Here is a 24311-nt window from a genome sequence, read left to right on the forward strand (position 1 = left end):
GGATTTTAGCTGATATGCTTGATTATCGCTGATCTATTTGGATTTCGCTAATCATCATGATTTTTTTATTTTCCATTTTTACTCTGGTTTTGGTATTTCTGTTTTTTATTTATGTATGCCGTTTCAAAACCGAGTGCCCTATTTAAAAGCAGTTCCATTTCTTCCATATCCGCACCTGTGATGATTGGGTCTGCTAAAGACCAGTCTGCAGAATAAGTAAAATAATTTTTTATTCTCCTAAACCTTACTGAGGAATTAGGGTGGCTGTCAAAAGATGCTTTCACTTCATTTCGCCTGGAATAAGACCATTTAATCAGTTCCATGCCGGGCCTCCAATGTGCTTTAGAATTAGATCGGGGTACGAATTTTATTCTTGAAAAGCGCTTTTTTTGGGATTCGTTTTACGTTACGGAATTTTGATGTTAGTTGTGATATTTTGTTCTTTGCTGCGAAAGATCGATTTTCGTTGCGACAAATTGCCACTTAGTGGCGAAGTTCGCGATATTTCGCTTGTAGTTGTGGAAATCATGATGAACTACGAGATAAAGTTGAATGTAGTACCTCTTCTTTACCCTTATTGATTTCAGCAAAACAAAAAAGCCTGGCCAATCGTTTGAATTGACCAGGCTTGCATGAAACATATCATTCGTGGTGTTTATAAATCAATCTCCATCAAGCATTCTGAATACGCCGCCGAGCATGCTTCCTTCATCTTTGGAACCGCCTCCTCCTGGAGCAGCGGCAAATACGCGGCTTGCCAGACGGCTGAATGGAAGAGATTGGACCCAAACTGTTCCAGGGCCGCGTAAAGTGGCAAAGAAAAGACCTTCCCCACCAAATAGGGCGGTTTTAACGCCTTTCACCATTTCGATGTCATAACCCACCCTGCTAGTCATGGCGACTAAACAGCCTGTATCGACACGGAGTATTTCACCAGGTGCAAGTTCTTTTTTATAAATCGTTCCTCCAGCATGAACAAAAGCCATTCCATCACCTTCAAGCTTTTGCATGATAAATCCTTCACCGCCGAAGAAACCGGCACCAATCTTCCTCTGGAACTCCACACCGACTGACACACCTTTAGCAGCAGCAAGGAAAGCATCTTTTTGACAAATAATTTTTCCGCCCAATTCGCTTAAGTCCATCGGGACAATTTTTCCTGGATATGGGGAGGCGAACGAAACGTGTTTTTTTCCTTGGCCCTGGTTGGTGAATGTGGTCATGAACAAGCTTTCACCAGTAATCAATCGCTTCCCGGCACCAAACAATTTCCCCATGATCCCGCCGCCACCGCCTGAACCATCCCCAAATATTGTTTCCATATGGATACCGTCTTCCATCATCATCAAGCTTCCGGCTTCAGCGATCACCGTCTCATTCGGATCAAGCTCCACTTCCACAAACTGCATGTCATCACCATAAATTTTGTAATCAATTTTATGGTTATTCATATGTATACCTCCATTTATTATTTAAACTTATCTTTAATTGTAAAAGATAGAAGGGGGTTGCGCTATTATTATTTACCAATTTTCAGTCGGGGCATTAGGTTTATAAGAAAACATTTGTTTATCGTAATTTGCAATCACTTGGCAATAAAAAAATCCAGCAATTTCACAAGGCTGGATAAACAAAAGAACATTTAAATAAATCATGAGTTCTTATTTATGGTGTGCTTCAATAAACTGATAAACATGATTTTTGCCCGTTACAACAAGAGAATGGGTTAGCTTCGAGCCATTGTTTTTCTTTTGTACCCCTTTTAACAACATACCGTCAGTTATGCCTGTTGCTATAAAAAAACAATCGTTTGTTTTAATTATATCGTTTATTGTGAATTTTCGATCTAAATCATTAATTCCCATCCGTTTGCATCTTTCAATTTCCGCAGAATTTTGAGGGACAAGTTTGGCCTGAAAATCTCCACCTAAGCATTTAAGGGCTGTAGCAGCAATAACTCCTTCCGGTGCACCGCCGGTTCCTACGAAAAGGTCGACCCCAGATTCATCAATGGCAGTACCGATTGCTCCTGTAATATCCACATCTGAAAAAAGCTTTATCGTGGCGTTCAACGCCATAACTTCCTTCATGAGCCGGTGATGCCGAGGACGGTCTTGTACCATGACTGTTAATTCACTAACTTCTTTTCCGAGTTTTTCTGCGACAATTTTCATGTTCTCCGTGAGAGAAATATCGATGTTTATACAATCTTTTGCCTTAGGGCCTACTGCAAGCTTAGTCATATACATATCAGGGGCGTGCAATAAACTTCCGCCCGCCGCTACAGCGATTACCGCTAAAGAATTGTCCTGTCCAGTTGACAGGAGGCTTGTTCCTTCAATTGGATCCACTGCTATATCAATAAGAGGACCGTTCCCTGTTCCGATTTTTTCTCCTATGTGCAACATTGGTGCATCATCCATTTCACCCTCTCCAATAACAATTGTTCCACTCATATTTATGAGATTTAATTGTTTTCGCATCGCCATTGTACCTGCATCATCAGCCATTGTTTTATTTGACTTGCCGATCCATGGGTATGCGGCTAAAGCAGCAGACTGCGAAACCCTAAGAAAATCTAATACTAAATGATGGATGCTGCTTTCAGCCGATGTGGTAACCTCCATATTTCTCCTCCATTCATTTATTGGCTTATTAAAAATTTGTCTGATAACAGTTAATGAAAATACCATTTTGTAATTTAAGTCGCACAGACTGACCACATTGTAATCCAGTCAGCCTGGCAGGAGTGAAGGCTTTAGATTAGACTTCTTGAACTGTTTTCAATGTTTGAAAGAATGTCAACAAAATTAAATAAGCAGACGTTGCTCCCGGATCTTGATTTCCAATCGATCTTTCACCTAATCTGCTAGATCTGCCTCGCTTTGAAAGCATTTCTTTAGTGGATTCCATTCCCTTTTTGGCAACTGTAAGGGCTTTCAAAAAAGATTCGTACAAATTTCCTGTGAGCCCGTACTGAAGCTCTAATTCTTTCTTAGCAGGTAATAGTGTATCTATCATCGTTTTATCACCTATTTCTGCTTGTCCTCGTTCCTGCACACCTAATATAAAAGCGATCCAAAAATCTTTTAAGTTCTCATCTGTTAGCTCTTTTTTATTTTGGATAGCTTTCGCTCCTCTAAGAAATCCAGTCGCATAAAGAGGACCGACTGAAGAACCCACGGCACTTAGAAATGTTCTTCCTGCTGATACAGAGATTTTACTGCAATCTTCTTCATTTAAAAGTTCATTTTGCAGTTTTTCATTAATTGCCTGCCAGCCAATCGACATCGTAACCCCGTGGTCGCCATCACCTATTTTACGGTCGAGTTCTGATAAGTAATCTTTATTTTCTTCAATGACTTCAACAACATTTGATAAAAAACTTTTAAAATCTTTCGATGTAAAAATCATAGAAAAATCCCCTCCTATTTTTGTACATACATAGGGCAATCAGCCGGGTGGTCTATTAAGATGGTTAATTCATCATCTAGCTTTATTAACGTGATTGAAGCCCCACCCATTTCAAGGGAAGTGCTGTAATCACCAATATAGGACCGATGGATCTTGATTTCTTTTTCGCTTAATAATTGCTCAACCCTTCTAAACATAATAAGCAATTCCATTTTTGTAGTGGAACCCAATCCGTTTACCAAAACCGAAACCTTTTCACCTTTTTCAACTGGCATATCATCTAGGATATCGTTAACCAATCGATCAACAACTTTATCGGCGGTCTGAAGTTCACCTTTTTCAATTCCAGGTTCTCCATGATGCCCAAGACCGATCTCCATTTCATTATCCGCCAGTTCAAAGCTAGGTTGGCCTGTTTGCGGTAATGAACAAGGTGACAACCCTACACCCATACTTCGAGTTACATCATTCGCCTTATTCGCTATCCTAACAACTTCTGTTAATGAGGAGCCGTTCTCTGCGGCTGCACCTGCAACCTTTGTAACAAAGAATTCACCTGCTATCCCTCTTCTTTTGTTTATTTGATCCCTTGGAGCAGATGCGACATCATCTGTTACGATCACAGTTTCAATTTGAGTGCCGTTTTCAAGCTCCGCAATTTCAGCAGCCATACCGAAATTCATGATATCACCAGCATAATTACCATAAATATACAGTACACCCTGGCCTTTATCGATTGCTTTCGTTGCTTCAATAATAGGGTCTGGAGGAGGTGAGGCAAAGATATTTCCTATAGCAACACCGTCGGCCATGCCATCCCCGACATATCCCATAAAAGCCGGTTCATGGCCGGAGCCTCCGCCAATTAGTACTCCGACTTTATGTTCCTTTGTTTCTTTTGCAGTAACCAGGGAGCGTTTATTTTCTTCCAGTTGTCTAACATATTGAGGGTAGGCTTTAACGTAACCTTCAATCATTTCATCTACCACTGTATTTGGATCATTAATAAGTTTTTTCATTTTAAGATTTCACTCCTCCTAAAAATTCTTGTTCCTTGTCAATGATTTTTTGGACTTTTCTACCGGAGTTCCCGCCACTGAATTCAGATTCTAAGTAAGCTTTTACTACCTGTTTGGCTACTTCAATGCCAATTATTTTTGCTCCCATTGTCAAAATCTGGGCATTATTGCTTTTTTGAGCCCTCTCAGCTGAGTATGTATCATGGCACAAGGCTGCCCGGATTCCAGGAATTTTTCCGGCGGCTATGGCAACACCTATTCCTGTGCCGCAAACTAGAATCCCCCTGTCAATTTTGTTATCCACGATAGCGCTTCCAACTTCGAACGCAACATCCGGATAATCCACTTCTTCACAGGAATAGCAGCCATAATCCTCAACTTCATGTCCGAGCTCAATCACTAATTTTTTGATATCTTCTTTCATATCAAAGGCATTGTGGTCCGCACCCAATCCTATCTTCATTATAAACACACTCCTAGCAAGAATTTTCGATATATTCTAATTTAATTATCATTTTTCCATCTAAATCAAAATGTGTCAATAAGCAATTATCGTTTTTCTTCATTTTTAATCATTTTCTTTTGATACTTTTCTTTTTGCTTTATTTAATAAGCAACTTTTTTGTTTTTCGGTTTACTTCTTGACTAAAAGCGGTTACATTATAAAGTGAAGAAGTATATAAAAAAATCACCAAATTTTTATCATTCCAAAATAAGTAGAACTGAAAAATTTTTTATACAGTGGCCTATTAGTTAACAATAATTATTAGAGGGAATTTTGAATAGAAGTATGGGGGATGAAGATGTCAAAAATGCTAATTCCTGAAAGACATAAGATGATATTGGAAATTTTAAATAAACAGCAAAAAATAACTGTAAAAGAACTTTCAAAAGAAATCAGCGTTTCTGAGGCAACCTTGCGGACGGATCTCACAAAAATGGAACAAGATGGATTACTTGTAAGGACTCATGGGGGAGCTGTACTCACAGATTATATAGAAAATGAGACTAGCTTTTCAGTAAGGGAACAGAAAAATAAAAATGAAAAGTATATGATTGCAAAAAAAGCAGCTGAAATCATCACGAATGGCCGGTGTATAATGCTTGACGCCAGTTCTACTGCTCTGGAGCTGGCCAGGATTTTAAAAAATATGCAAGTTAGATTGACAGTGGTGACCAGTGGAATTAATACGGCGACAGAGTTAAGTGAAAATCCGAATATTACCGTTATATTGTTAGGCGGGGTTGTAAAAGGGGGATCTAACAGGTTAGAAGGAAATCTGGGAGCAAGCATTCTAAACCAAATTCATGTCGATATCTTTTTTACTTCGGCTAATGGCTTTTCATTTGAATCCGGCTTATTAGATTTCAGTGTTTATGAAGTTGAGCTAAAAAGGGCTATGGTGCAGTCTTCTCAAAAAGTAGCTGCATTATTGGACCATAGTAAAATTCATAAGAACTCCATTGCTTCCTTTGCCTCAATAAATGAAATTGATATTGTGATTTCCGATTATCCATTGTCTAAAGAAGAAGATAGAATGCTTAATGAAAAAGGAATAGATTATATGTTTGTTCCAAATCCTCAATTTTAGGGAACTTTAATTATGTTGCTGCAAAAAACTCGAGGTGTACTCAAAACCTCGAGTTTTTTTGTTTTTCCAGCGTATTAAAATATGGCCAATCGCATGACCCACTGTTTTTCGTAAACGTTATTCCCTTGTTTAAAAGGTAAGGGTTTAAAGCCTAATTTTAGTTTAATAGTATCAGATTGCCATTATATCTGTTCGGATACAGCGATAAGATGCATGATGCTATTTATTTGCAACCATTCAATTTTATTTGATTGATTTATTTCAAATATTGTAATTCCAGTATTGCTTTGTTTAATAGTACGATAATTATTGAAGGGAAGTCCCATCGCTCCAGTAATATAAAATCGGTTTACGGTATTATGCCCCACCACTAAAACATTATTGCCTAGGTGCTGTTGGCTTTTTTCGATAAAGAAATCCGCAGCCCGTGTGTAGACATCATTTGCGGTTTCTCCACTTTCTCCAGCATTCGTGTTGGCGGGATGTGAAAGCCATGATTTCCATGATTCAGGGTGATTACGTTCAATCTCGTCCCTTGTTTGTCCTTCCCAATTTCCAAAATCTATTTCCATAATCCTGTCGTCACTTTTTATCTGAAGTGAGCCATTAGGATTAATAATATTAGCTGTTTCGTATGCCCGTCTGAGAGGGGATGAGTATACAGCTGAAAATTGAATCTGATTCAGGCATTTTGCAGCTAAGGCTGCTTGTGTTGTTCCATTAGAGGAGAGGCCGATATCGGTTCTGCCGCAATATCGGTTATGGTCACTGTTCCATTCCGTTTCACCATGGCGCAACAAATAGAAAGTCGTCATTATCATTCCCCCGAATTAGTTGGTAAGGTAGCCTTTTGATTGTAAGGATTTTTTAAAGAGGTGGTATAATTCATCGTATTTATCGGTGAGACTGCCTGGTTCCACTATCTTTTCCTGAATTAGCATGTTTGACCCGGCTTCTTCTATGTCTGAAAAATATGTTTCTGCTGCTGCTGTCAATGCAGCCCCGACTGCACCTTCGACATGCTTCATTTTATATATCGGTTTTTTTAATACATTGCTTCGAATCGAAAGCCATACATCACTCTTGCTGGCTCCACCGGCTGTATATATTTCTTTTATCTTTTCTCCGGAAAGGTCTTCTATCATTTCATAGGATAGCCGCTCTATAAAAGAAACACCTTCCATCCTTGATGTAAATAAGTGAAATTTGTCCGCTTTCGGAGGATCAAATCCCCTGGCCCGTTCCGAAACGAAGGGAAATCGTTCACCTTGCTGTTGAAGTGGGTAAGACAGCAGGTTAGAGGGGATTATCTTCCCCGCCATCCCATTTAATAATATAAGGTCATCCTCGGCGAAATCTTTTGAGACCCAATCCGCACCAGTATTGCTTGCGCCCCCCGGCATCCAATAGCCTCTGGGATGTTTATGATTATAGAGACGCCCATATGGATCAATTATCCTTTGCTTTGTAACACCTTTGATGACCATTGTCGTTCCGATTGTCGTATTCCACTGTCCTGGGCCTAAGGATCCGGCAGCAATTTGGGAGGCACAGCCGTCGGTCAAACCAGCCACAACTTTAATGTCTGGAAGGAGGCCGGTTAAAGCTGCCGTCTCAGATGACAGCCTGCCAAGAATCGTCCCAGGCCTTACAACGGTTGGAAACCAAGACGAAGGAAGGTTTAATTTCGTACTAATAAAATCCGGCCATTCATCATTGGCAAGATTATATCCAGTTTTTAACGAGTTCGTATAATCAGTGACACCCCAAATCCCGCTCAATTTCCCGATAATAAAATCGGAAGCATGACACCATTTGTAAATGGACTCTGTCTTCTCCGGGAAATTATTTATGAACCACAACACTTTAGGGAGCCCATATGAACTGTTAAATGGAGGGAGATCCTCGTTCTTTGATATGTCCTTGCAAATGGCTGCTTCTTTTTCGGACCTGGGATCACTGTACATAAGGGCGTGATGGATTGCCTGGTAATTTCGGTCAACAGGCAGGATGGTCCCCGAGGTAGAGGTAACCGAAACTGCCACTACATGTTTTAGTTTGTCTTTTTTTGCTAACTCATTTGCTACGTTAATTAGGGATTCTAAAACACACTTCCACCATAAGTTAGCTGATTGTTCGATTCTGATTTTGGAGTCATTTGCCATTGAAAAAGTGTACGAATGGCTAGCCAAAAGGTTTCCGTTTTCCGAGAGGGCCATAACTCGTACCCCCTGCGTACCTACGTCTACTCCAATAAATACAGCGTGAGCGATTCCCAATTGCAATCAAGCCCTCTCAAGTAAATTTTGTCGATATTTTTCAGCTTCAAGGTTTAGAATCTCTTTCACATCATCTTTTGAGAGCGACTGCGGTTTACCAACACTCGTACTTACCCAAAAAATCCGGGCTGCATCTTCAATGATTTCAGTTCGGTAGAATGCTTGTTTCATTGTGGACCCGATAGTAATTAAGCCATGGTTTTTCATGAATAAAGCACTGTAAGAAGGGTTATCAAGAACAGAGATAACAGCTTCTGCAAGTTCGTTCGAACATGGCACCACATAATTAATAAAGGGAACTTCACCTACAAGTGCGACATAATCGGGAAACATGGGCGGTATTTCATTATGTTCTGTACTGATGATACCAAGGGTAATGGGTGGATGCGTATGTACAATCGCATTGACATCTTTACGTTTTCGATAAATTTCTAAATGCATCGCAAGCTCAGAGGATGGTTTTAATGACGGATGAATGACTTCTCCTGTCTCAATATCTACTGGTACCCAGTTTTCATCACTAATATCATCCAGTGCAAAACCACTTGGGGAGATCCACATGACATTATTATCCCGGATGCTGGTGTTACCGCCAGGCCCTACCACTAGGTTATTATCCACTATTTTTTTGCTGTAATTCCTAAGGTCCGATAGTAAAGGTTCTGCAATTCGCATTAAATACACTCCTTTTTTAAAAAAGATATTTCGATTAAGCAATTAAAACCTGGATGCCCAATTCAACTAACTTTTGGTAGTTTTGGTCGGAAATATTGGAATCAGTGACGATTCTATCTAGTTTCGTTAAAGGCAATAGTTCCATTAGATAGGATTTTCCTATTTTACTGGAATCTAAGAGAAGGATGACTTCCTCGGCAGATGCCACCATTGCTTTCTTAACTTCTGCGGAAAATACATGGTTTTCGCTGACACCACGTTCAAAGCTTAAACCGCTTGCACCAAGGAAAACCTTTTGGGCAGATACCTCAAGAAAACCCTGAACTGCTTTTGGACCTACCAACTCTTGTAAGGAATGTCGAAGTACACCGCCTACTAGATGAACTGATATATTAGTATGATTTCCTGCTGCCATAGCGGCAGTAAGAGAAGGAGTAACTATGTTAAATTCAAACGTTTCAGGAAGATTGTTAGCCAGTTCCATAACAGTAGTGCCAGCGTCTAAAAAAATGGTTTCATCTGGCCTTATAAGTCCAGCAGCAGCCTTCCCGATGTTCTCTTTTTCAGATTTGAAGGAATAAGTGCGCTGTTGAAAAGAAGTTTCCTGGTTTGTTTGAATTTTAATTGCTCCTCCATGGGAGCGCCGTAACTTTTTTTTTTCTTCCAAGTAGCGCAAATCGTTTCGCAGGGTAGATTCTGAAACAGGAAAAAGAGGTTTGAGATCTTCAATCTTAATGGCATTTTTTTGTTCCAATAACTCAAGAATAAGCTGATGCCTTTGGGCTACTAACAAGGTTATGCACCTGCCTTCAGAAAAGATAGTAATTTACTAATAAATTTTAACGTTTATTACTGTTTATTGTCAATATTCTAAAAAATAGTTAAAAAAATAACGATTTATAGTAACGAAACATAAAACTAATTAATATATATTAATGAACATTAACAAGATTTATTGACTTTATTATTGGTATGGGGATAAAATACAAAAAAATACAGAATTTTCAGTAAAGACACTATTGGGGAGGTGCTAGTTTGCAAGCTCTGGCATTTGATTTAGGAGCATCAGGTGGGAAAGCTTTCATTGGAAAGTTGAAATCGGGTAAATTAATCATTAGCGAAGTCCATCGGTTTAGTAATGATCCAGTGAAAATTGGTGAAAGATTTTATTGGGATATTTTACGTTTATATCATGAGATAAAACAGGGGCTTTTACGGGCTAAGTTAGAAGATAGCGAGGTTTTGTCCAGCATTGGCATTGATACGTGGGGCCTTGATTTCGGCCTTATCGACAGAAATGGTCATTTGCTTGCAAATCCAAGCCATTATCGGGATAAACAATCGTTAGGGATGATTGAAAAAGTATGCAGCATTATTCCAAAAGAAGAAATGTATAAAAAAACAGGAATTCAATTTACACCGGTAAATGGCCTCTATCATTTATTTGCCATGAAAGAAGAAGTAAATCCTATTTTGCAAGTCACTGATACATTCCTCATGATCCCTGATTTACTTCGTTACTTCTTGACGGGAGAAAAAACAGTTGAAGGTACGATTGCATCCACTTCACAATTATTTAATTCAAGAGAATGGGAGCATACAATCATACAAAAACTTGGATTTCCTTCCCATTGGTTTCCGCCAATTGTCGACGCAGGATCGCCTGCGGGTACTATAAGACAATCTATTGCGGATGAATTGGCGATCCCTAAAACGGAAGTAGTAGCGGTAGCTGAGCATGATACAGCATCTGCCGTTATATCGGTACCAACTGCAGAAGAAAATTTTGCGTATTTAAGCTGCGGTACATGGTCCTTGCTGGGAACAGAATTAAAGGAGCCAATCATTAATCAACAATCAATGGAATGGAATTTCACTAACGAAACTGGAGCAAATGGAACTACGCGTTTGCTAAAGAATATAATGGGTCTTTGGTTAATCCAGGAGTGCAGACGCACCTGGGAAAAGGAAGGTCAATTACTTTCATTCGAAGAAATGATCAATTTGGCAAACCAAGCATCACCATTTACTGCCTTCATAAATCCCGACCACGAAATGTTTTTGAATCCTGATAAAATGCCTGGTCAAATTCAACATTATTGTTCAATAACAAAGCAGAGGATACCTGAAACTAAAGGTGAAATAGTTAGAACAATCCTTGAGGGGCTCGCGTTAAAATACCGATTTGTGCTGGATCGTATTGAAGAACTGACACAGGTGAAATATCCATGTCTTCACATTGTTGGCGGAGGAGTTCAAAATCAGTTATTGTGCCAATTTACGGCTAATGCGTTATCAAGGCATGTATGGGCTGGACCAAAAGAGGCAACTGCAATCGGAAACCTCTTAATGCAATACATTGCTAAAAGGGAAATAAAAGATTTGAGAGAAGCGAGGGATATAGTGAAAAATTCGTTCTCTATCAATGTATATGAACCACAGGAATCATTGAGCTGGCAAGAAGCATTTCAACAATTTAAAGAAATTATGGGGAGAGAAGAACCTTTATTAAGTGATAGGTATGTATAAACGATAATAAAATGAACTTAATCTCATTAAAATAAAAAAAAACAATTAAAAATAAAAATAAACGAAAGGTATTGACGATATAAGAAAATAAGTTAAAATGAAATTAACGAATTTTCAAAAAAATCAGTTAAGGGCAAATTTGTTAAAAACACTTTGGAAGTTCAGCTTTATACATTAGTAAAGGGGGAGAATTATGTTAAGAAGAGTTCTGATTTCAATTGTCGCGTTAGTAGTAATGATCATGTTTACAGCGTGTTCTTCAAGTAAAACTCAAACAAATAGCTCTGAAAAAGAAGCAACAAAACTAGATAAATTGGACGGGTTTGATTGGAAGCGCTTTAAAGGCGAAGAAATTAATGTTTTATTGAATCAACACCCTTATGCTGAAGCTATTATTGAAAGATTGCCAGAGTTCGAAAAATTGACAGGCATCAAAGTTAAGCATTCCGTTACGCCTGAAGAAAGCTATTTTGATAAGTTAACAACAGCTTTGAATGCAAAAAATGGAAATCCAGATGTATTCATGACAGGTTCCTACCAGCTATGGGAATATGCACCAGCAGGATACATACAGGAATTGGATTCATTTCTTAAAGATAAAACTCGAACATCTGATGACTATGATCAGGAAGATTTCTTTGAAGGTGTGTTAGGGGCAGACAAATGGGATTTAACACCAGGACACAAAGTAGGCACTGGAAATCTATGGGCAATACCGCTTGGTTTTGAGATTAACGTCCTGCACTATAACAAGCGTGCATTTAAGGAAGCAGGGATTAGCGGACCGCCAAAGACTTTTGATGAATTAGTTGAAACCGCTACCAAGTTGAATGGATGGAATGGTGAAGGGTCTTACGGCATTGGAACTCGTGGTACACGTTCATGGGCAACAATCCATCCTGGTTATATGACTGCTTTTGCTAATCACGGCGCAAAGGATTTTGAAATTGAAGATGGCAAGTTAGTTGCAAAGCTAAACAGCCCGGAGGCAGTCGAAATCACTCAGAAATATGCAGATTTAATCAAAAAGGCAGGTCCTAAAGACTGGTCAAATTATACCTGGTATCAGGTTTCAACTGATTTGGGGGCAGGCAAGGCGGCTATGGCATTCGACGCAGACAATTTCTCGTTTTATAACAATAAAGAAGGCGCATCACAGGAAGCTGGTAATTTAGCGGTTGCACCACCGCCAACAACAAAAGATGGAACAGATGTAGGGGCGAATATGTGGGTATGGTCGATTGCGATGAATAAGACTTCAGAGAAGAAAGATGCTTCTTGGTTATTCATGCAGTACTTCACAAGCAAAGAGCACATGATTTGGGGTGCAACTAATGCAAATGTTGTTGACCCTGTCCGTAAATCAGTCTGGGAAGACGCTGGGTTTAAAGAGAGAATCAGCAAAATTGACGGGTATGAAGAAACATTCTCATCAATTATTGATAACTCTACCATTAAATTTACTCCACAGCCTGAATTCTTTAATTCCACTACTGAGTGGGCAGCAGCATTGCAAGACATCGTTAATGGAGCAGACGCTAAGAAAAGACTGGATCAATTGACAGAAGAGGTTAATAAACGTGTAGAAAGAATAAGGGTTGATGATTAATTGGAAGAACTAACAATGAAGGGGCTTGCCCCTTCATTGTTTTAGGAGGTAATTCGATGAGTGCCGAACTAAAGAGAAAGAGCATAGCGTTAGAAGGCGATCCGCTTCAAACAAAGAATAAAAAGGGGAAGGAACAAATTAATATCCCCTTTAAAAGAAAAATCAGGCCTTACCTTATTTTAAGCCCAGCTTTTTTATTAACAATTGGTATTTTGATTCCATTCGGTATGGCAATCTATTATTCATTTACAAATTATTCTTTTAAATATGCAGATTATAGTTGGGTTGGGTTGGAGAATTACCTTTATATGTTTAAGGATTCAAAGTTTTGGCACAGCGTCCAGGTTACTTTAACATACGCTGTCTTAAGTACTGTGGTTGAAACCGTTTTGGGAGTGGCTATTGCACTTCTTTTGAACCGTGAAAATTTATTATCCAAGTCTTTGCGAATTGTTCTCATTTTTCCTCTTGTTATAGCACCTGTAATAGCGACATTAGTCTGGCAGCTAATGACGAACTCTTCTGTAGGTGTTTTAAGTAAATGGCTTTCAGCAATTGGCATCAAAAACTTCACATGGGGTGCGGATCCGGGTACTGCGCTTTTTACAGTACTATTAATTGACGCATGGGTGTTTACACCGTTTGTCATCATACTTGTGCTTGCCGGCCTTCGTTCATTACCAAAGGCACCATTCGAATCTGCGATGATTGATGGCGGTTCAGCCTGGTTTACGTTCAAAACTTTAACTCTGCCTATGATCTTGCCAATGTTGTTAATCGCAGTACTTTTCCGATTTATGCAGTCCCTTCAAATGTTTGATATCATATTTGCCTTAACTCGCGGTGGTCCCGGAGACACGTTGATGTCCTTGCCATTAACTGCCTATACCGAGGCTTTTACTTTTAAAGAATTAGGCTACTCATTGCCTTATATGTTAATACTTTGGGTCTTTGTATATTTCGTCAGTCATTATATGGTGAAGTATTGGTCGAATACCCAGAAAAACGCATCTGGTAAATAAGGAGGGATTCAGGTGAAAAGCAAAGTTATTGACCAACTAAAAAATCTGGCACTTGTATTGTACGCTATTTTTGCACTGTTCCCCTTGATCTGGTTATTGGTTATCTCTTTTAAGCATGATAGGGAGATGTATAACACTGTTTTTATTTTCACACCAACACTTGAAAATTATAAGGTTCTATTTTCGAATGGAGACTTCTTTGGCTATTTTGCCAATAACATTATTGTGAGCGTTGGGGCTATCCTTTTATCCATCATTGTCGGGGTGCCTGCGGCCTATGCTCTTGCCCGCTATGACTTTAAAGGAAAAGAATCAATTGCCTTCCAATTTCTATCTTTTCGCTTTGCACCGGAAATTCTGGTAGTGCTTCCTATTTTTTTAATCTATCAACAGTTAGGAATTTATGATACTCATTTTGGGTTAATTTGGATTTTTCAGGTAATCTCGTTACCATTATTGATTTGGATATTAAGAGGCTACTTCGAAGACATTTCAGTGGAAATGGAGCATGCGGCACGTTTGGATGGGTACTCATGGTGGCAGGTTTTCATAAAAATGATTATGCCCCTCATTAAACCGGGTCTGGTTGCCTCGTCCTTGCTATCTTTCATTTTTGTCTGGAATAATTTCACATTCTCGCTTTTATTAGCAGGTCAAGATGTTACAACAACCACGGTCGCCATGCTAAAGTATGTTTCTTCTGATACCGTACACTACGGCCAGATGGCAGCAGCAGTTCTTATTTCATCATTGCCAATCATTATTCTTGCACTGGCAATCCAAAAACACCTTGTTCGCGGCTTGAGTATGGGAGCGGTGAAGGGTTAACCACCAAAGGAGGGTGAGAGATGGCCGATATTCGAGTTGAAGGAGTATCCAAATCCTTTCATAAAGAGACAGCATTAAATGATGTTAGCCTAGAAGTAAAAGATAAGGAATTTTTCATTGTTTTTGGTCCTGCCGGAGCAGGCAAAACCACACTTTTAAATGTTATCGCGGGAATCCATCTTCCCGATAAGGGACATGTATACATGAATGGCTCCTGCATTGACCATACCGAGCCCGAGGACCGGAATGTGGCGATGGTGTTTGAGGATTATGCTCTTTATCCACATTTATCGGTCTTTGATAATATGGCTTCACCTTTAAGAAGTCCGAGGTACCGGCAACCTGACAGCAAAGTTAAGGAAGAAGTAACCAGAGTAGCAAAAATCCTGAAAATTGACTGGCTGCTTGAACGCAATCCCTCTGAATTATCCAATGGCCAACGACAGCGGGTAGGACTTGGCCGCGCGTTGGTAAGAACGCCAAATATCTTTTTAATGGATGAACCGATCACTCATCTTGATGCGAAGCTTCGACATCAAATGAGAGCGGAATTGAAGGATATGCAGAGAAATCTTGACACAACCACTATTTATGTCACCCATGACTATTTGGAAGCATTAAGTCTTGGTGATCGGATAGCGGTGATTAATAAAGGCAAAATTGAACAAATCGGTACACCTGAGGAAATTTACCATGAACCGGCCAATGAATTTGTCGCGACGGTATTTGGCGAACCTGAGATTAATATTGTACAAGCTAGTATTCAAAGAAAGCCCGGACAAATGGCTTTAACCATTTTTTCGGAGGCTCATCATTTCACCCCATCCAAGAGTGTCCAACATGTACTTCAAAATGAAGGCCTAGACACTGTTCGGATTGGTATTCGGCCAAAGGATATAAACTATAACCTAGTAAAGAATAGTGATGAAAATGTGCAAGGGTGCGTCTATAGTTTTGAACCCTTAGGAGCAAAGGCTATTCTGACAGTCCAGATTAACACTGATTTCATTCGTCTTACCGTGCCTTCAGAAATTGATATAAAACTGAACCAGGATATCTATATTGAGATTAATTTAGAGAGAGCAATCTATTTCGATACCAACAAGCAAAATATTCTGTCGAAAAGCAGCGAGAGGGGGAACCTGGCGTGGCAGAGCTAATTATCAAAGATGTGAATAAAATCTACTATAAAAATAAACAACCGATCCAGGCGGTTAATTCGCTCAACCTGCAAACAAAGGATGGAGAATTCGTTGCCTTGTTAGGCCCTTCCGGGTGTGGGAAATCGACAACTTTAAGGATGATTGCAGGTCTTGAGGATATCTCGTCTGGAGATATTTTAATTGGCCAAAGAAGAATTAATGATTTACATCCAAAAGATCGGAACATAGGATTGGCATTCGAAAATTACGCCATGTATCCACCCTTAACGGTATATGACAATATAGGGTTTAACCTTCGGGCTAAAGGCATGCCGGCAAAACAAATTAAAGAAGAGATTATGAAAATAGCGAAATTATTGGATATAGCTGATTTGCTCAACATGAAACCCGGCGCACTCTCTGGGGGACAAAAGCAAAGGGTGAATATTGCCAGGGCATTGATTCGCAAACCGGAAGTTCTTCTTTTAGATGAACCACTTTCCCATCTTGATGGGAAAGTAAGGCAGAAAATGAGGACCGAAATTAAGCATCTTCATACTGAAATCAATTGTACAACCATTATCGTTACTCATGACCAATCAGAGGCTATGGCACTGGCAGACCGCATCGCAATAATTAATGAAGGTGTCTTACAACAATACGGAACACCGTTGGAAGTATTTAACCATCCGGTCAATGAGTTTGTTGCTGGATTTATCGGCGAGCCGCCGATGAATATTTTTAATGTGATTGTATCTAACAAAGAAGGCGTTCCTTACTTTAATACTACGAATTCCTTTTTACGTTTTAAGGTACCAGAAAAATACCTATCATATGTAAAAGAAGGAGAAGTTTACCGCTTCGGCATCCGACCAAGTGACATAACGATCGCTAGGGGAATGGAACCTTATACGGTAAGCACAAAAGTAACCGTTTTTGAAAACCTGGGTGAAGAATGCAGGATCCATATACGTATAGGAGAAGATGATATCCTGAGTGTTGTTTCAAGTGAAATTATTCGCTTTAACCATAATGATGAGATCAAGCTTCATTTCAATGATGAAAGGATCCATGTGTTTGATGAAAACACAGGGGAAAGAATTGAAAAAGCATTTGCAATGGTTTAATAACAGGGAGGAATAGTTATGTCAACGATTAGCAATGACTTACAAAACACACAGCAGCTTCAAGTGCCAAAAACGATGAGAGCAATTGTAGCGTACGGACCTGGTGACTATCGGCTTGAGGAAACAAACACACCTGTATTAGAAAATGAACATGAAATTCTTGTGAAAATAGAGGCGTGCGGGATTTGTGCAGGTGATGTCAAGGCTTATGGGGGTGCACCTAGCTTCTGGGGAGACGATACACAGCCAGCATATATAAAAGCACCTATGATTCCCGGACATGAATTCATTGGACATGTCGTTGCGCTTGGTGAAAAGGTAGAAGGATTTGAAATCGGCGACCGGATTATCTCAGAACAAATCGTCCCTTGCTGGGAATGCCGTTTCTGTAACAGAGGCCAGTACTGGATGTGCGAAAAGCATGACCTTTACGGATTCCAAAACAATGTAAACGGCGGCATGGCTGAATATATGAAATTTACAAAGGAAGCAATTAATTACAAGGTTCCGAGCCACATGCCAATTGAAGATGCTATTTTAATTGAGCCATATGCATGTTCATTGCATGCTGTCCAAAGGGCTCAAATTCAATTGGGGGATTTCGTGGTACTTGCTGGTGCAGGAACGCTTGGGCTTGGAATGGTTGGGGCAGCTAAAAAGTCTGGTGCGGGAACATTAGTTGTGCTTGACCTAGTCGATTCCAGGCTGGAGTTGGCAAAAGAATTTGGAGCAGATATTGTCTTTAATCCTTCAAAAGTAGATGTAGTGTCAGAAATAAAGAAAATGACAGACGGTTATGGGTGTGATATTTACATAGAAGCTACAGGGCATCCTAAATCCGTTGAACAAGGCTTATCAATGATTCGTAAACTTGGCCGCTTTGTAGAATTCAGTGTATTTAAAGACCCCGTAACCGTGGATTGGAGTATTATTAGCGATCGTAAAGAATTAGACGTACTTGGAGCTCATCTGGGTCCCTATTGTTATCCACTGGTTATAGAAGGCATTCAAAAGGGTGATTTTCCTACTAAAGGAGTGGTCACCCATAAACTACCTCTGGAAGAGTATGAAAAGGGCTTTGAAATGGTTAAAAGCGGAAAGGATTCTCTAAAGGTAATTTTAGTTCCATAATTATATACTCTACCGAAATCAGGCCAGCCGTTAAGGTGGCCTGATTTGTTATTCAATTTTTTCAAAAGTGGGAAACAGTGTAAAAGGAAAGTGGAGCTTGCTGATATGGTGCATTATTCCATACGTAAAGAATGGAATTACCAGGTCCCAAAATTTATCTGGTTTATCGGCATTGAGTTTTTGCAAAATAGGGCAGTTAGCCGTCTAAGGCACAAAAGTTTTTTTCTATCGCTCACAAGATTATCTCGGAGCCGCCTCTTTCAATCTGTTCCACTGAAACGGTTTTTGAAAAAAAACTTTCCAATTCTACCCACTTTTCTGGATAAATGTATTGAAATCTTATCACCGCTTTAAAAGAGTACAAAAGAAGGTAATCAACCATTCCATTTCTTTTTGTTTTTAAATCATATAAGAGGGCGTGAGGAATAGTGTAATACTCGTGGATTTGATAAGGGTTTAGTTTAATAATCTCCACTTTCCATTCATCGACCAGTTTATACACCAGCATTTTTTGAAATAGCAGACTTTCCTTTTGCTGGAGCTGCCCAATAGGCAAGTTGGGGTTTAATAGTACGATTCCATTCATATTTTCTATCTCCCTGATTTTTCTCAAGCTTTCCCAAAGGGAAGTGAGTTTATTCACTGTTAGGGAAATTGCAAGCAAGGAAAATAGCGGACGAATCTAATAATGACTATTTGTGGGGCTGCTAGCCCCATGTCCTTATACTTTATGTAACGTCTGCCGCATTGGTAAAGAGAAAGAAATGATGATCTAAGATGGGATGACGTTTGAGCAAGGAAGAGCACATTCATTATAGCTCCTCTACGTCACAGCAAAAAACTGACAAATTTTATACTTTGCGGAAAAATTGTTAATTATTCTAAACATTGCAACTTGCCTGAAGCAAAATATAAATATTATTTAGGGATATAAATCGTAGCTTGGAGCCTAAAAAGAATCGCGGCAACGTTTTTTGGAATTTTCTGTTGTTTGTGAGTTATTAGTCTGCTACAATTGAATAAATAAATAGTTCTTATCAAGAGAGGCGGAGGGAATGGCCCTGTGAAGCCCGGCAACCTTCAAATTGTTTTTTGAAAAGGTGCCAAATCCTGCAAAGTTTACTTTGCGAGATAAGAGACGGATATTTGAAAAAGCCTCTCTATCTCATGTAGAGAGGCTTTTTCGTCTCGAGAAAGGGCATTTCCTACATTGCGCGCTAGGACTGCTAAACAGGAGAGGAGAAATGAAAATGGCTGCTTTAAAAGTTGCTTTATTGGGTTTGGGGACAGTGGGGCTCGGTGTGTTTGAATCCATAACCCAGCGAAAGGAACAGATCGAGGGTTTAATAGGAAGAAAAATTGAAATATCAGGAGTCCTCATCAGAAATGAAGCAAAAGCGAGGGCATTGAATGAAGGAGTTTTTATTTCCAAGGACTTTCAAGAGGTCATTACCCAAAGAAAGCCGGAAGTTGTGATTGAGGCAATCGGCGGGATTGAACCAGCCCGGACATATATCGAATATTCATTACGAAACGGCTGCCATGTAGTTTCGGCTAATAAAGACTGTATTGCCAAGCATGGCAGAGACCTTCAAAGAATTGCAAGGGAAAATGGGGTTCGCTTTGTGTATGAAGCAAGCGTAGCGGGTGGAATTCCTGTTTTAAGAACGTTGCGGGAATTATTGGCGGTCAATAAAGTAGAACGGATTGAAGCCATTTTAAACGGTACATCGAACTTCATTTTAAGCATGATGAGAACGGAAGGAGCGTCGTTTTCTGAAGCGCTTGCTCTTGCGCAGCAAAAGGGTTATGCAGAGCAGGACCCAACAAATGATATTGAGGGCTTTGACGCCTTTTACAAAGCAATGATTTTGAGCGAATGGATCTATGGTGAACAGCCTGATTGGGACGAGGTACAGATAAAAGGAATATCAAGCGTTACCATCGATGAAATCCAGGCTGCGGAAAAAATAGGCTTACGGGTAAAGCACTTGGTATCCATAGATGAAAGCCTTCATGTAGAAATTAGCCCCAAGTTTGTCGATGCGGATCACCCACTCTCTAGTGTGGAAAACGTCAATAATGCTGTATTGATTAAAACAGATTTATTGGGGGATTTGACCCTGATTGGTGCAGGTGCGGGAGCAAAGCCTACAGCCAGCGCGATTGTGGAGGATTTAATATCCCTCTACTTGACACAAGATCATCCACATCTTAAAAGCCCGAAGAGAACTCAAAACAATATTGGTGAAGCAGACCCGGCCCTTGTCAAAGAGCAAACCTCGTTATTATTCTATCAAAATCTTTCTTTCAGGGAGTTTACTGAAATAATGAGTGACTTGGAAAGTTCAGGGACTGTCCTTACATACAAAGAAGATGGGAACCTGGCGTTGTCTGCCGTGTTATTTACCGGGAAACTTGAAGGTCATGCTCATCCCAAATTAAAAAGCGTGTATTCAGCAAAAGTAAGCAGTGCTATTTCGTCAGCAAAAAAAGCGATTGGTGTATAATCTGGATAAACAGTGTGAATCATTGCCAAAATAATAAATCTATTTTTACATTGACAATTACTTGGCTACCTGCAATAATATGATTAATTAAATACTGGTACCTTTAAAGTCAGTCCTGTGAGGCTGACAAGGACAGCGAGGATTATATGGTTAGGCATGTGCTTTTTTATATGCCCGGATATTGCCATATATAAAGCGGGCTTCTTGTCAGAATAGGCAAGGAGCCCTTTTTATATGTTCTCCAAAACCACTATCGAAGCTCTTTTCGGTACCAGATTACAATTTTGTATTAACAGGAGGAATTGGTATGGAAAAGAAACAGGTTGTAGATTTAGATTTTTCTCTGCAGGCAGTCCCCGCATCCCATAGAAATGGTTTCTGGAGAATGCTGGTGGTCATGCTTGGGTTTACATTCTTCTCCGCAAGTATGTTATCCGGAGGGACGCTTGGATTGGGTTTAACAATGCCTGAATTTATTATGATTGTGTTAGCAGGCAATCTGATTCTAGGTGCTTATACGGGAGCACTCGCATATATCGCATCTAAAACAGGATTATCGACTCATTTATTGACGCGTTATGCTTTTGGGGAAAAGGGCTCTTATCTTTCATCCTTCCTGCTTAGTGCAACACAGATTGGATGGTTTGGCGTCGGGGTTGCAATGTTTGCAATTCCGGTCCAGAAAGTAACTGGAATTGATACTACTGTACTAGTGCTTATAGCTGGTCTGATGATGACTGGAACTGCGTTTTTTGGGATGAAGGCTCTGGCGATTCTAAGCTTCATTGCCGTGCCCGCTATTGTTGCGTTAGGTGGATTATCAGCGTTAAAAGCAATTGATACGGTTGGCGGTTTTCAAGCGTTAATGCAGCACCAGCCCACTGAAACAATCAGCCTGGCTGCCGCTTTGACCATCTGCGTAGGCTCGTTCATCAGCGGAGGTACATTGACCCCTGACTTCACCAGATTTGCTAACACGAAGAAAACAAGCGTTTGCACGACTGTCATCGCGTTTTTTATCGGAAACTCTCTAATGTTTGCTTTTGGTGCGATTGGAGCAATTGCAACAGGAAAATCAGATATTTCTGAAGTGATGTTTTTACAAGGCTTGATCATTCCGGCTATTATTGTTTTAGGTTTAAATATTTGGACAACCAATGATAACTCTATTTATGCTTCAGGGCTTGGAATCTCAAATATAACGAAAATCAAAAAAAGCAAGGTAGTTATTTTCAATGGTATCCTTGGTACAGTGTTGGCTATGTGGCTTTATGACAATTTTGTAGGATTTTTAACTTTGCTAGGTTCAACGCTGCCGCCAATTGGAGCGATTATTATAGCAGATTTTTTTATCCTGAATAGGGGGAAATATAAAGAATTTGACAAAATGAAATTTAAAGCTGTGAATTGGACAGCCATAGCATCATGGGCAATCGGAGCCGCCCTGGGTAAATTTGCTCCGGGAATACCGCCATTGAATGCGTTGATTGGAACTGCCGTTGTATATGTAGTACTAACGCTTATTGTGAAAAAATTGTCGGCAGCAAGTGCAACTACTATTGAAATGAAAAAGGTGAGCAAAGCGTGATAATTAAAAATGCAAAGCTTCGAAATAAGGAAGGCCTATGGAAAATCCTTGTACACGAAGGTGAAATTCAAAAGGTAGCACAGACTATGGAGATCAGTGAGGGCCAGGAGATCATTGATGTGGAGGGAAAACTGGTTCTCCCTCCTTTTATAGAACCGCATATTCACCTGGATTCTGTATTAACGGCAGGGGAGCCGAACTGGAACGAAAGCGGCACACTGTTCGAAGGGATTCAAAGATGGTCTGAGCGAAAGCCATTACTAACGGAAGAAGATGTAAAAGCCAGGGCAAAAAAAGCGTTAAAATGGCAAATTGCCCAGGGAATACAGCATGTGCGCACACATGTTGATGTGACAGACCCAAGCCTGACTGCATTAAAAGCGTTGCTTGAAGTAAAAGAAGAAATGTCGCGCTATGTAGATTTGCAGCTCGTTGCTTTTCCACAGGATGGCATACTTTCCTTTCCGAACGGTAAGGAACTGGTAGAAGAGGGACTGAAAATGGGGGCGGATGTTGTAGGAGGCATACCGCACTATGAATTCACAAGAGAGTATGGAGTAGAATCGTTAAAGGCGGTTTTTGCCCTCGCGGAAAAGTATGATCGTCTTGTAGATATTCATTGTGACGAAATCGATGATGAACAATCCCGTTTTGTTGAAGTAGTGGCAGCTGAAGCATATCGCCTTGGCATTGGAGAGCGTGTCACTGCAAGCCACACAACGGCAATGGCGTCCTATAATGATGCATACACATCCAAGCTGTTCCGTTTACTAAAGCTATCAAAGATCAACTTCGTAGCCAATCCATTGGTGAACATCCATCTTCAAGGCCGTTTTGACACCTACCCGAAACGCCGAGGAGTTACGCGGGTCAAAGAACTGCAGGAAGCAGGCCTGAATGTATGCTTTGGACATGATGACATTTTCGATCCTTGGTATCCGCTTGGCACCGGGAATATGCTGCAGGTGCTGCATATGGGAATCCATGTAACGCAGTTAATGGGTTACGAGCAAATTAATAATTCTATCGATCTTATTACGGAGAACAGTGCAAGAACATTAGCCATTACTGATATCTACGGAATTGAAGAGGGGAAACCGGCAAACTTTATCGTGTTGGATGCAGACAACGAATACGAAGCCATCCGTAAACAGGCTTCCGTACTCTACTCTATACGGAATGGCCAAGTAATTGCCAAAACAAAGCCGAGTGAAACAACTGTGAATCTTGGAGAGTCAACAGAACGAGTCACATTTGATAAATAAGAAAAGAGATGGCATGAACTCGTTAATGGTTCATGCTTTTTTTATGGGTAAAAACCAGCGCTAGATTCACAGCAGCCGATTCCGCTAATTTATACCGGCAAGACATTTGAATTGTGGACAAAACCTTGTAGCTACAAATGAATGCTCTCCTGTCGTTATAAAGTCGTAACACAAATCCTTATCTGGGAATATTTTAAAAATGTAATGATTCAGAGGAGGTATTTTAATGCAACAAAATGTTGAACAGAACTTTGATTATCTTCAACGGGATGTACAGGATTTTCATAAAAAATGCAAAATACATTTATATCAAATGGTTCAGATTGAATTAAAAGATGGCTCTGTATATCAAGGCTTGCTTCACAGCTATGACAAGGACAAAATGTATCTGATCATGCCTAGTTCGAACCAGTCTAATGTGTCGATGCAGACTCATGATCAAAGCCGCCAATTTCCCTTCTTTGGACCATTCGGCTTATTCGGTTTTCCATTCGGTGGAATTTACAGATTTGGACCATTTTTTCCATTTTTTATATAACTACACTAAATAGGCTTGCAGTTTATCTTTCTCTGCAGGCCTT

At 39.9% G+C, this 24311-nt stretch carries 23 protein-coding genes and 1 riboswitch; of the genes, 12 read left to right on the forward strand and 11 right to left on the reverse strand.

The genetic code is table 11. The annotated features are described in order from the left end of the window. Positions 1 to 65: 65 nt before the first annotated feature. From CUU64_RS11420 to rpiB, 6 genes are all read right to left on the reverse strand, one after another. Positions 66 to 323: a hypothetical protein gene (locus tag CUU64_RS11420; protein WP_101633750.1), complete on the reverse strand. Its 258-nt coding sequence runs from the start codon at positions 321 to 323 to the stop codon at positions 66 to 68. Positions 324 to 662: 339 nt separating this feature from the next. Then, positions 663 to 1451 (reverse strand): TIGR00266 family protein, encoded by a 789-nt coding sequence (locus CUU64_RS11425; protein ID WP_101633751.1) that lies wholly within the window; start codon positions 1449 to 1451, stop codon positions 663 to 665. A 210-nt stretch (positions 1452 to 1661) separates the two neighbouring features. After that, positions 1662 to 2627: a class II fructose-bisphosphatase gene (gene glpX, locus CUU64_RS11430; RefSeq protein ID WP_101633752.1), complete on the reverse strand. Its 966-nt coding sequence runs from the start codon at positions 2625 to 2627 to the stop codon at positions 1662 to 1664. A 136-nt stretch (positions 2628 to 2763) separates the two neighbouring features. After that, positions 2764 to 3414, reverse strand: a complete 651-nt coding sequence (dhaL, locus tag CUU64_RS11435; protein WP_101633753.1) for a dihydroxyacetone kinase subunit DhaL — start codon at positions 3412 to 3414, stop codon at positions 2764 to 2766. Positions 3415 to 3428: 14 nt separating this feature from the next. After that, a complete protein-coding gene (locus tag CUU64_RS11440) occupies positions 3429 to 4433 on the reverse strand; it encodes a dihydroxyacetone kinase subunit DhaK (protein WP_101633754.1) in 1005 nt (334 codons plus the stop codon). A gap of 1 nt (position 4434) precedes the next feature. Further along, positions 4435 to 4896 (reverse strand): ribose 5-phosphate isomerase B, encoded by a 462-nt coding sequence (rpiB, locus tag CUU64_RS11445; RefSeq protein ID WP_101633755.1) that lies wholly within the window; start codon positions 4894 to 4896, stop codon positions 4435 to 4437. 340 nt (positions 4897 to 5236) lie between these two features. On the opposite strand from rpiB, the gene CUU64_RS11450 reads away from it, so the two are divergent. Continuing rightward, a complete protein-coding gene (locus tag CUU64_RS11450) occupies positions 5237 to 6025 on the forward strand; it encodes a DeoR/GlpR family DNA-binding transcription regulator (RefSeq protein WP_101633756.1) in 789 nt (262 codons plus the stop codon). Between the two features lie 182 nt (positions 6026 to 6207). Here CUU64_RS11450 and CUU64_RS11455 read toward each other — a convergent pair whose 3' ends face one another. From CUU64_RS11455 to CUU64_RS11470, 4 genes are read right to left on the reverse strand one after another with little or no spacing between them, the layout of a single operon-like run. Then, positions 6208 to 6840, reverse strand: coding sequence for a histidine phosphatase family protein (locus CUU64_RS11455; protein ID WP_180954563.1), 633 nt, complete (start codon positions 6838 to 6840; stop codon positions 6208 to 6210). 15 nt (positions 6841 to 6855) lie between these two features. Then, entirely contained in the window at positions 6856 to 8310 is a 1455-nt protein-coding gene (locus tag CUU64_RS11460; RefSeq protein ID WP_257985494.1) for an FGGY-family carbohydrate kinase, read from the reverse strand. Next, positions 8311 to 8979 carry a class II aldolase/adducin family protein gene (locus CUU64_RS11465; RefSeq protein WP_101633758.1) on the reverse strand — a complete coding sequence of 223 codons (669 nt, stop codon included), beginning with the start codon at positions 8977 to 8979 and terminating at the stop codon, positions 8311 to 8313. 34 nt (positions 8980 to 9013) lie between these two features. Further along, complete coding sequence (locus tag CUU64_RS11470; protein ID WP_101633759.1) at positions 9014 to 9772, reverse strand: DeoR/GlpR family DNA-binding transcription regulator; 759 nt, start codon at positions 9770 to 9772, stop codon at positions 9014 to 9016. Between the two features lie 242 nt (positions 9773 to 10014). Between CUU64_RS11470 and CUU64_RS11475 the strand changes: the two genes are divergently transcribed. From CUU64_RS11475 to CUU64_RS11505, 7 genes are all read left to right on the forward strand, one after another. After that, the gene (locus CUU64_RS11475) at positions 10015 to 11508 is read left to right on the forward strand and encodes a rhamnulokinase (RefSeq protein ID WP_101633760.1); all 1494 of its coding nucleotides are present in this window, start codon (positions 10015 to 10017) and stop codon (positions 11506 to 11508) included. A gap of 193 nt (positions 11509 to 11701) precedes the next feature. Continuing rightward, positions 11702 to 13117, forward strand: coding sequence for an ABC transporter substrate-binding protein (locus CUU64_RS11480; RefSeq protein ID WP_257985495.1), 1416 nt, complete (start codon positions 11702 to 11704; stop codon positions 13115 to 13117). Positions 13118 to 13173: 56 nt separating this feature from the next. After that, entirely contained in the window at positions 13174 to 14139 is a 966-nt protein-coding gene (locus CUU64_RS11485) for a carbohydrate ABC transporter permease (RefSeq protein WP_101633762.1), read from the forward strand. Positions 14140 to 14151: 12 nt separating this feature from the next. Continuing rightward, the gene (locus tag CUU64_RS11490) at positions 14152 to 14967 is read left to right on the forward strand and encodes a carbohydrate ABC transporter permease (RefSeq protein ID WP_257985496.1); all 816 of its coding nucleotides are present in this window, start codon (positions 14152 to 14154) and stop codon (positions 14965 to 14967) included. Between the two features lie 20 nt (positions 14968 to 14987). Further along, positions 14988 to 16127 carry an ABC transporter ATP-binding protein gene (locus tag CUU64_RS11495; RefSeq protein WP_101633764.1) on the forward strand — a complete coding sequence of 380 codons (1140 nt, stop codon included), beginning with the start codon at positions 14988 to 14990 and terminating at the stop codon, positions 16125 to 16127. Then, complete coding sequence (locus CUU64_RS11500) at positions 16115 to 17236, forward strand: ABC transporter ATP-binding protein (protein WP_101633765.1); 1122 nt, start codon at positions 16115 to 16117, stop codon at positions 17234 to 17236. The genes CUU64_RS11495 and CUU64_RS11500 overlap by 13 nt, the downstream gene beginning before the upstream one ends. A gap of 18 nt (positions 17237 to 17254) precedes the next feature. Continuing rightward, complete coding sequence (locus CUU64_RS11505) at positions 17255 to 18367, forward strand: MDR/zinc-dependent alcohol dehydrogenase-like family protein (protein WP_101633766.1); 1113 nt, start codon at positions 17255 to 17257, stop codon at positions 18365 to 18367. A 232-nt stretch (positions 18368 to 18599) separates the two neighbouring features. Here CUU64_RS11505 and CUU64_RS11510 read toward each other — a convergent pair whose 3' ends face one another. Then, positions 18600 to 18953 carry a hypothetical protein gene (locus tag CUU64_RS11510; protein WP_101633767.1) on the reverse strand — a complete coding sequence of 118 codons (354 nt, stop codon included), beginning with the start codon at positions 18951 to 18953 and terminating at the stop codon, positions 18600 to 18602. Positions 18954 to 19398: 445 nt separating this feature from the next. Continuing rightward, a riboswitch (SAM riboswitch) is annotated at positions 19399 to 19505 on the forward strand. A 112-nt stretch (positions 19506 to 19617) separates the two neighbouring features. Here CUU64_RS11510 and CUU64_RS11515 point away from each other — a divergent pair. The 4 genes from CUU64_RS11515 to CUU64_RS11530 all read left to right on the forward strand — a co-directional run bounded on the left by CUU64_RS11515 (position 19618) and on the right by CUU64_RS11530 (position 24268). Next, entirely contained in the window at positions 19618 to 20877 is a 1260-nt protein-coding gene (locus tag CUU64_RS11515; RefSeq protein ID WP_180954564.1) for a homoserine dehydrogenase, read from the forward strand. A gap of 307 nt (positions 20878 to 21184) precedes the next feature. Continuing rightward, positions 21185 to 22465: a cytosine permease gene (codB, locus tag CUU64_RS11520; RefSeq protein WP_101633769.1), complete on the forward strand. Its 1281-nt coding sequence runs from the start codon at positions 21185 to 21187 to the stop codon at positions 22463 to 22465. Beyond that, the gene (locus CUU64_RS11525; RefSeq protein WP_101633770.1) at positions 22462 to 23730 is read left to right on the forward strand and encodes a cytosine deaminase; all 1269 of its coding nucleotides are present in this window, start codon (positions 22462 to 22464) and stop codon (positions 23728 to 23730) included. The genes codB and CUU64_RS11525 overlap by 4 nt, the downstream gene beginning before the upstream one ends. A gap of 226 nt (positions 23731 to 23956) precedes the next feature. Beyond that, positions 23957 to 24268, forward strand: a complete 312-nt coding sequence (locus CUU64_RS11530; protein WP_101633771.1) for an LSm family protein — start codon at positions 23957 to 23959, stop codon at positions 24266 to 24268. Positions 24269 to 24311: the final 43 nt, after the last annotated feature.

Source organism: Bacillus sp. V5-8f (assembly GCF_002863565.1).
Classification (GTDB): Bacteria; Bacillota; Bacilli; order Bacillales; family DSM-1321; genus Peribacillus.

Coding starts and splice junctions, on each gene's coding strand:
- CUU64_RS11420 (WP_101633750.1), bottom strand. CDS start 323: ATGGAACTGATTAAATGGTCTTATTCCAGGCGAAATGAAGTGAAAGCA.
- CUU64_RS11425 (WP_101633751.1), bottom strand. CDS start 1,451: ATGAATAACCATAAAATTGATTACAAAATTTATGGTGATGACATGCAG.
- glpX (WP_101633752.1), bottom strand. CDS start 2,627: ATGGAGGTTACCACATCGGCTGAAAGCAGCATCCATCATTTAGTATTA.
- dhaL (WP_101633753.1), bottom strand. CDS start 3,414: ATGATTTTTACATCGAAAGATTTTAAAAGTTTTTTATCAAATGTTGTT.
- CUU64_RS11440 (WP_101633754.1), bottom strand. CDS start 4,433: ATGAAAAAACTTATTAATGATCCAAATACAGTGGTAGATGAAATGATT.
- rpiB (WP_101633755.1), bottom strand. CDS start 4,896: ATGAAGATAGGATTGGGTGCGGACCACAATGCCTTTGATATGAAAGAA.
- CUU64_RS11450 (WP_101633756.1), top strand. CDS start 5,237: ATGTCAAAAATGCTAATTCCTGAAAGACATAAGATGATATTGGAAATT.
- CUU64_RS11455 (WP_180954563.1), bottom strand. CDS start 6,840: ATGACGACTTTCTATTTGTTGCGCCATGGTGAAACGGAATGGAACAGT.
- CUU64_RS11465 (WP_101633758.1), bottom strand. CDS start 8,979: ATGCGAATTGCAGAACCTTTACTATCGGACCTTAGGAATTACAGCAAA.
- CUU64_RS11480 (WP_257985495.1), top strand. CDS start 11,702: ATGTTAAGAAGAGTTCTGATTTCAATTGTCGCGTTAGTAGTAATGATC.
- CUU64_RS11485 (WP_101633762.1), top strand. CDS start 13,174: ATGAGTGCCGAACTAAAGAGAAAGAGCATAGCGTTAGAAGGCGATCCG.
- CUU64_RS11495 (WP_101633764.1), top strand. CDS start 14,988: ATGGCCGATATTCGAGTTGAAGGAGTATCCAAATCCTTTCATAAAGAG.
- CUU64_RS11505 (WP_101633766.1), top strand. CDS start 17,255: ATGTCAACGATTAGCAATGACTTACAAAACACACAGCAGCTTCAAGTG.
- CUU64_RS11510 (WP_101633767.1), bottom strand. CDS start 18,953: ATGAATGGAATCGTACTATTAAACCCCAACTTGCCTATTGGGCAGCTC.
- CUU64_RS11515 (WP_180954564.1), top strand. CDS start 19,618: ATGGCTGCTTTAAAAGTTGCTTTATTGGGTTTGGGGACAGTGGGGCTC.
- codB (WP_101633769.1), top strand. CDS start 21,185: ATGGAAAAGAAACAGGTTGTAGATTTAGATTTTTCTCTGCAGGCAGTC.
- CUU64_RS11530 (WP_101633771.1), top strand. CDS start 23,957: ATGCAACAAAATGTTGAACAGAACTTTGATTATCTTCAACGGGATGTA.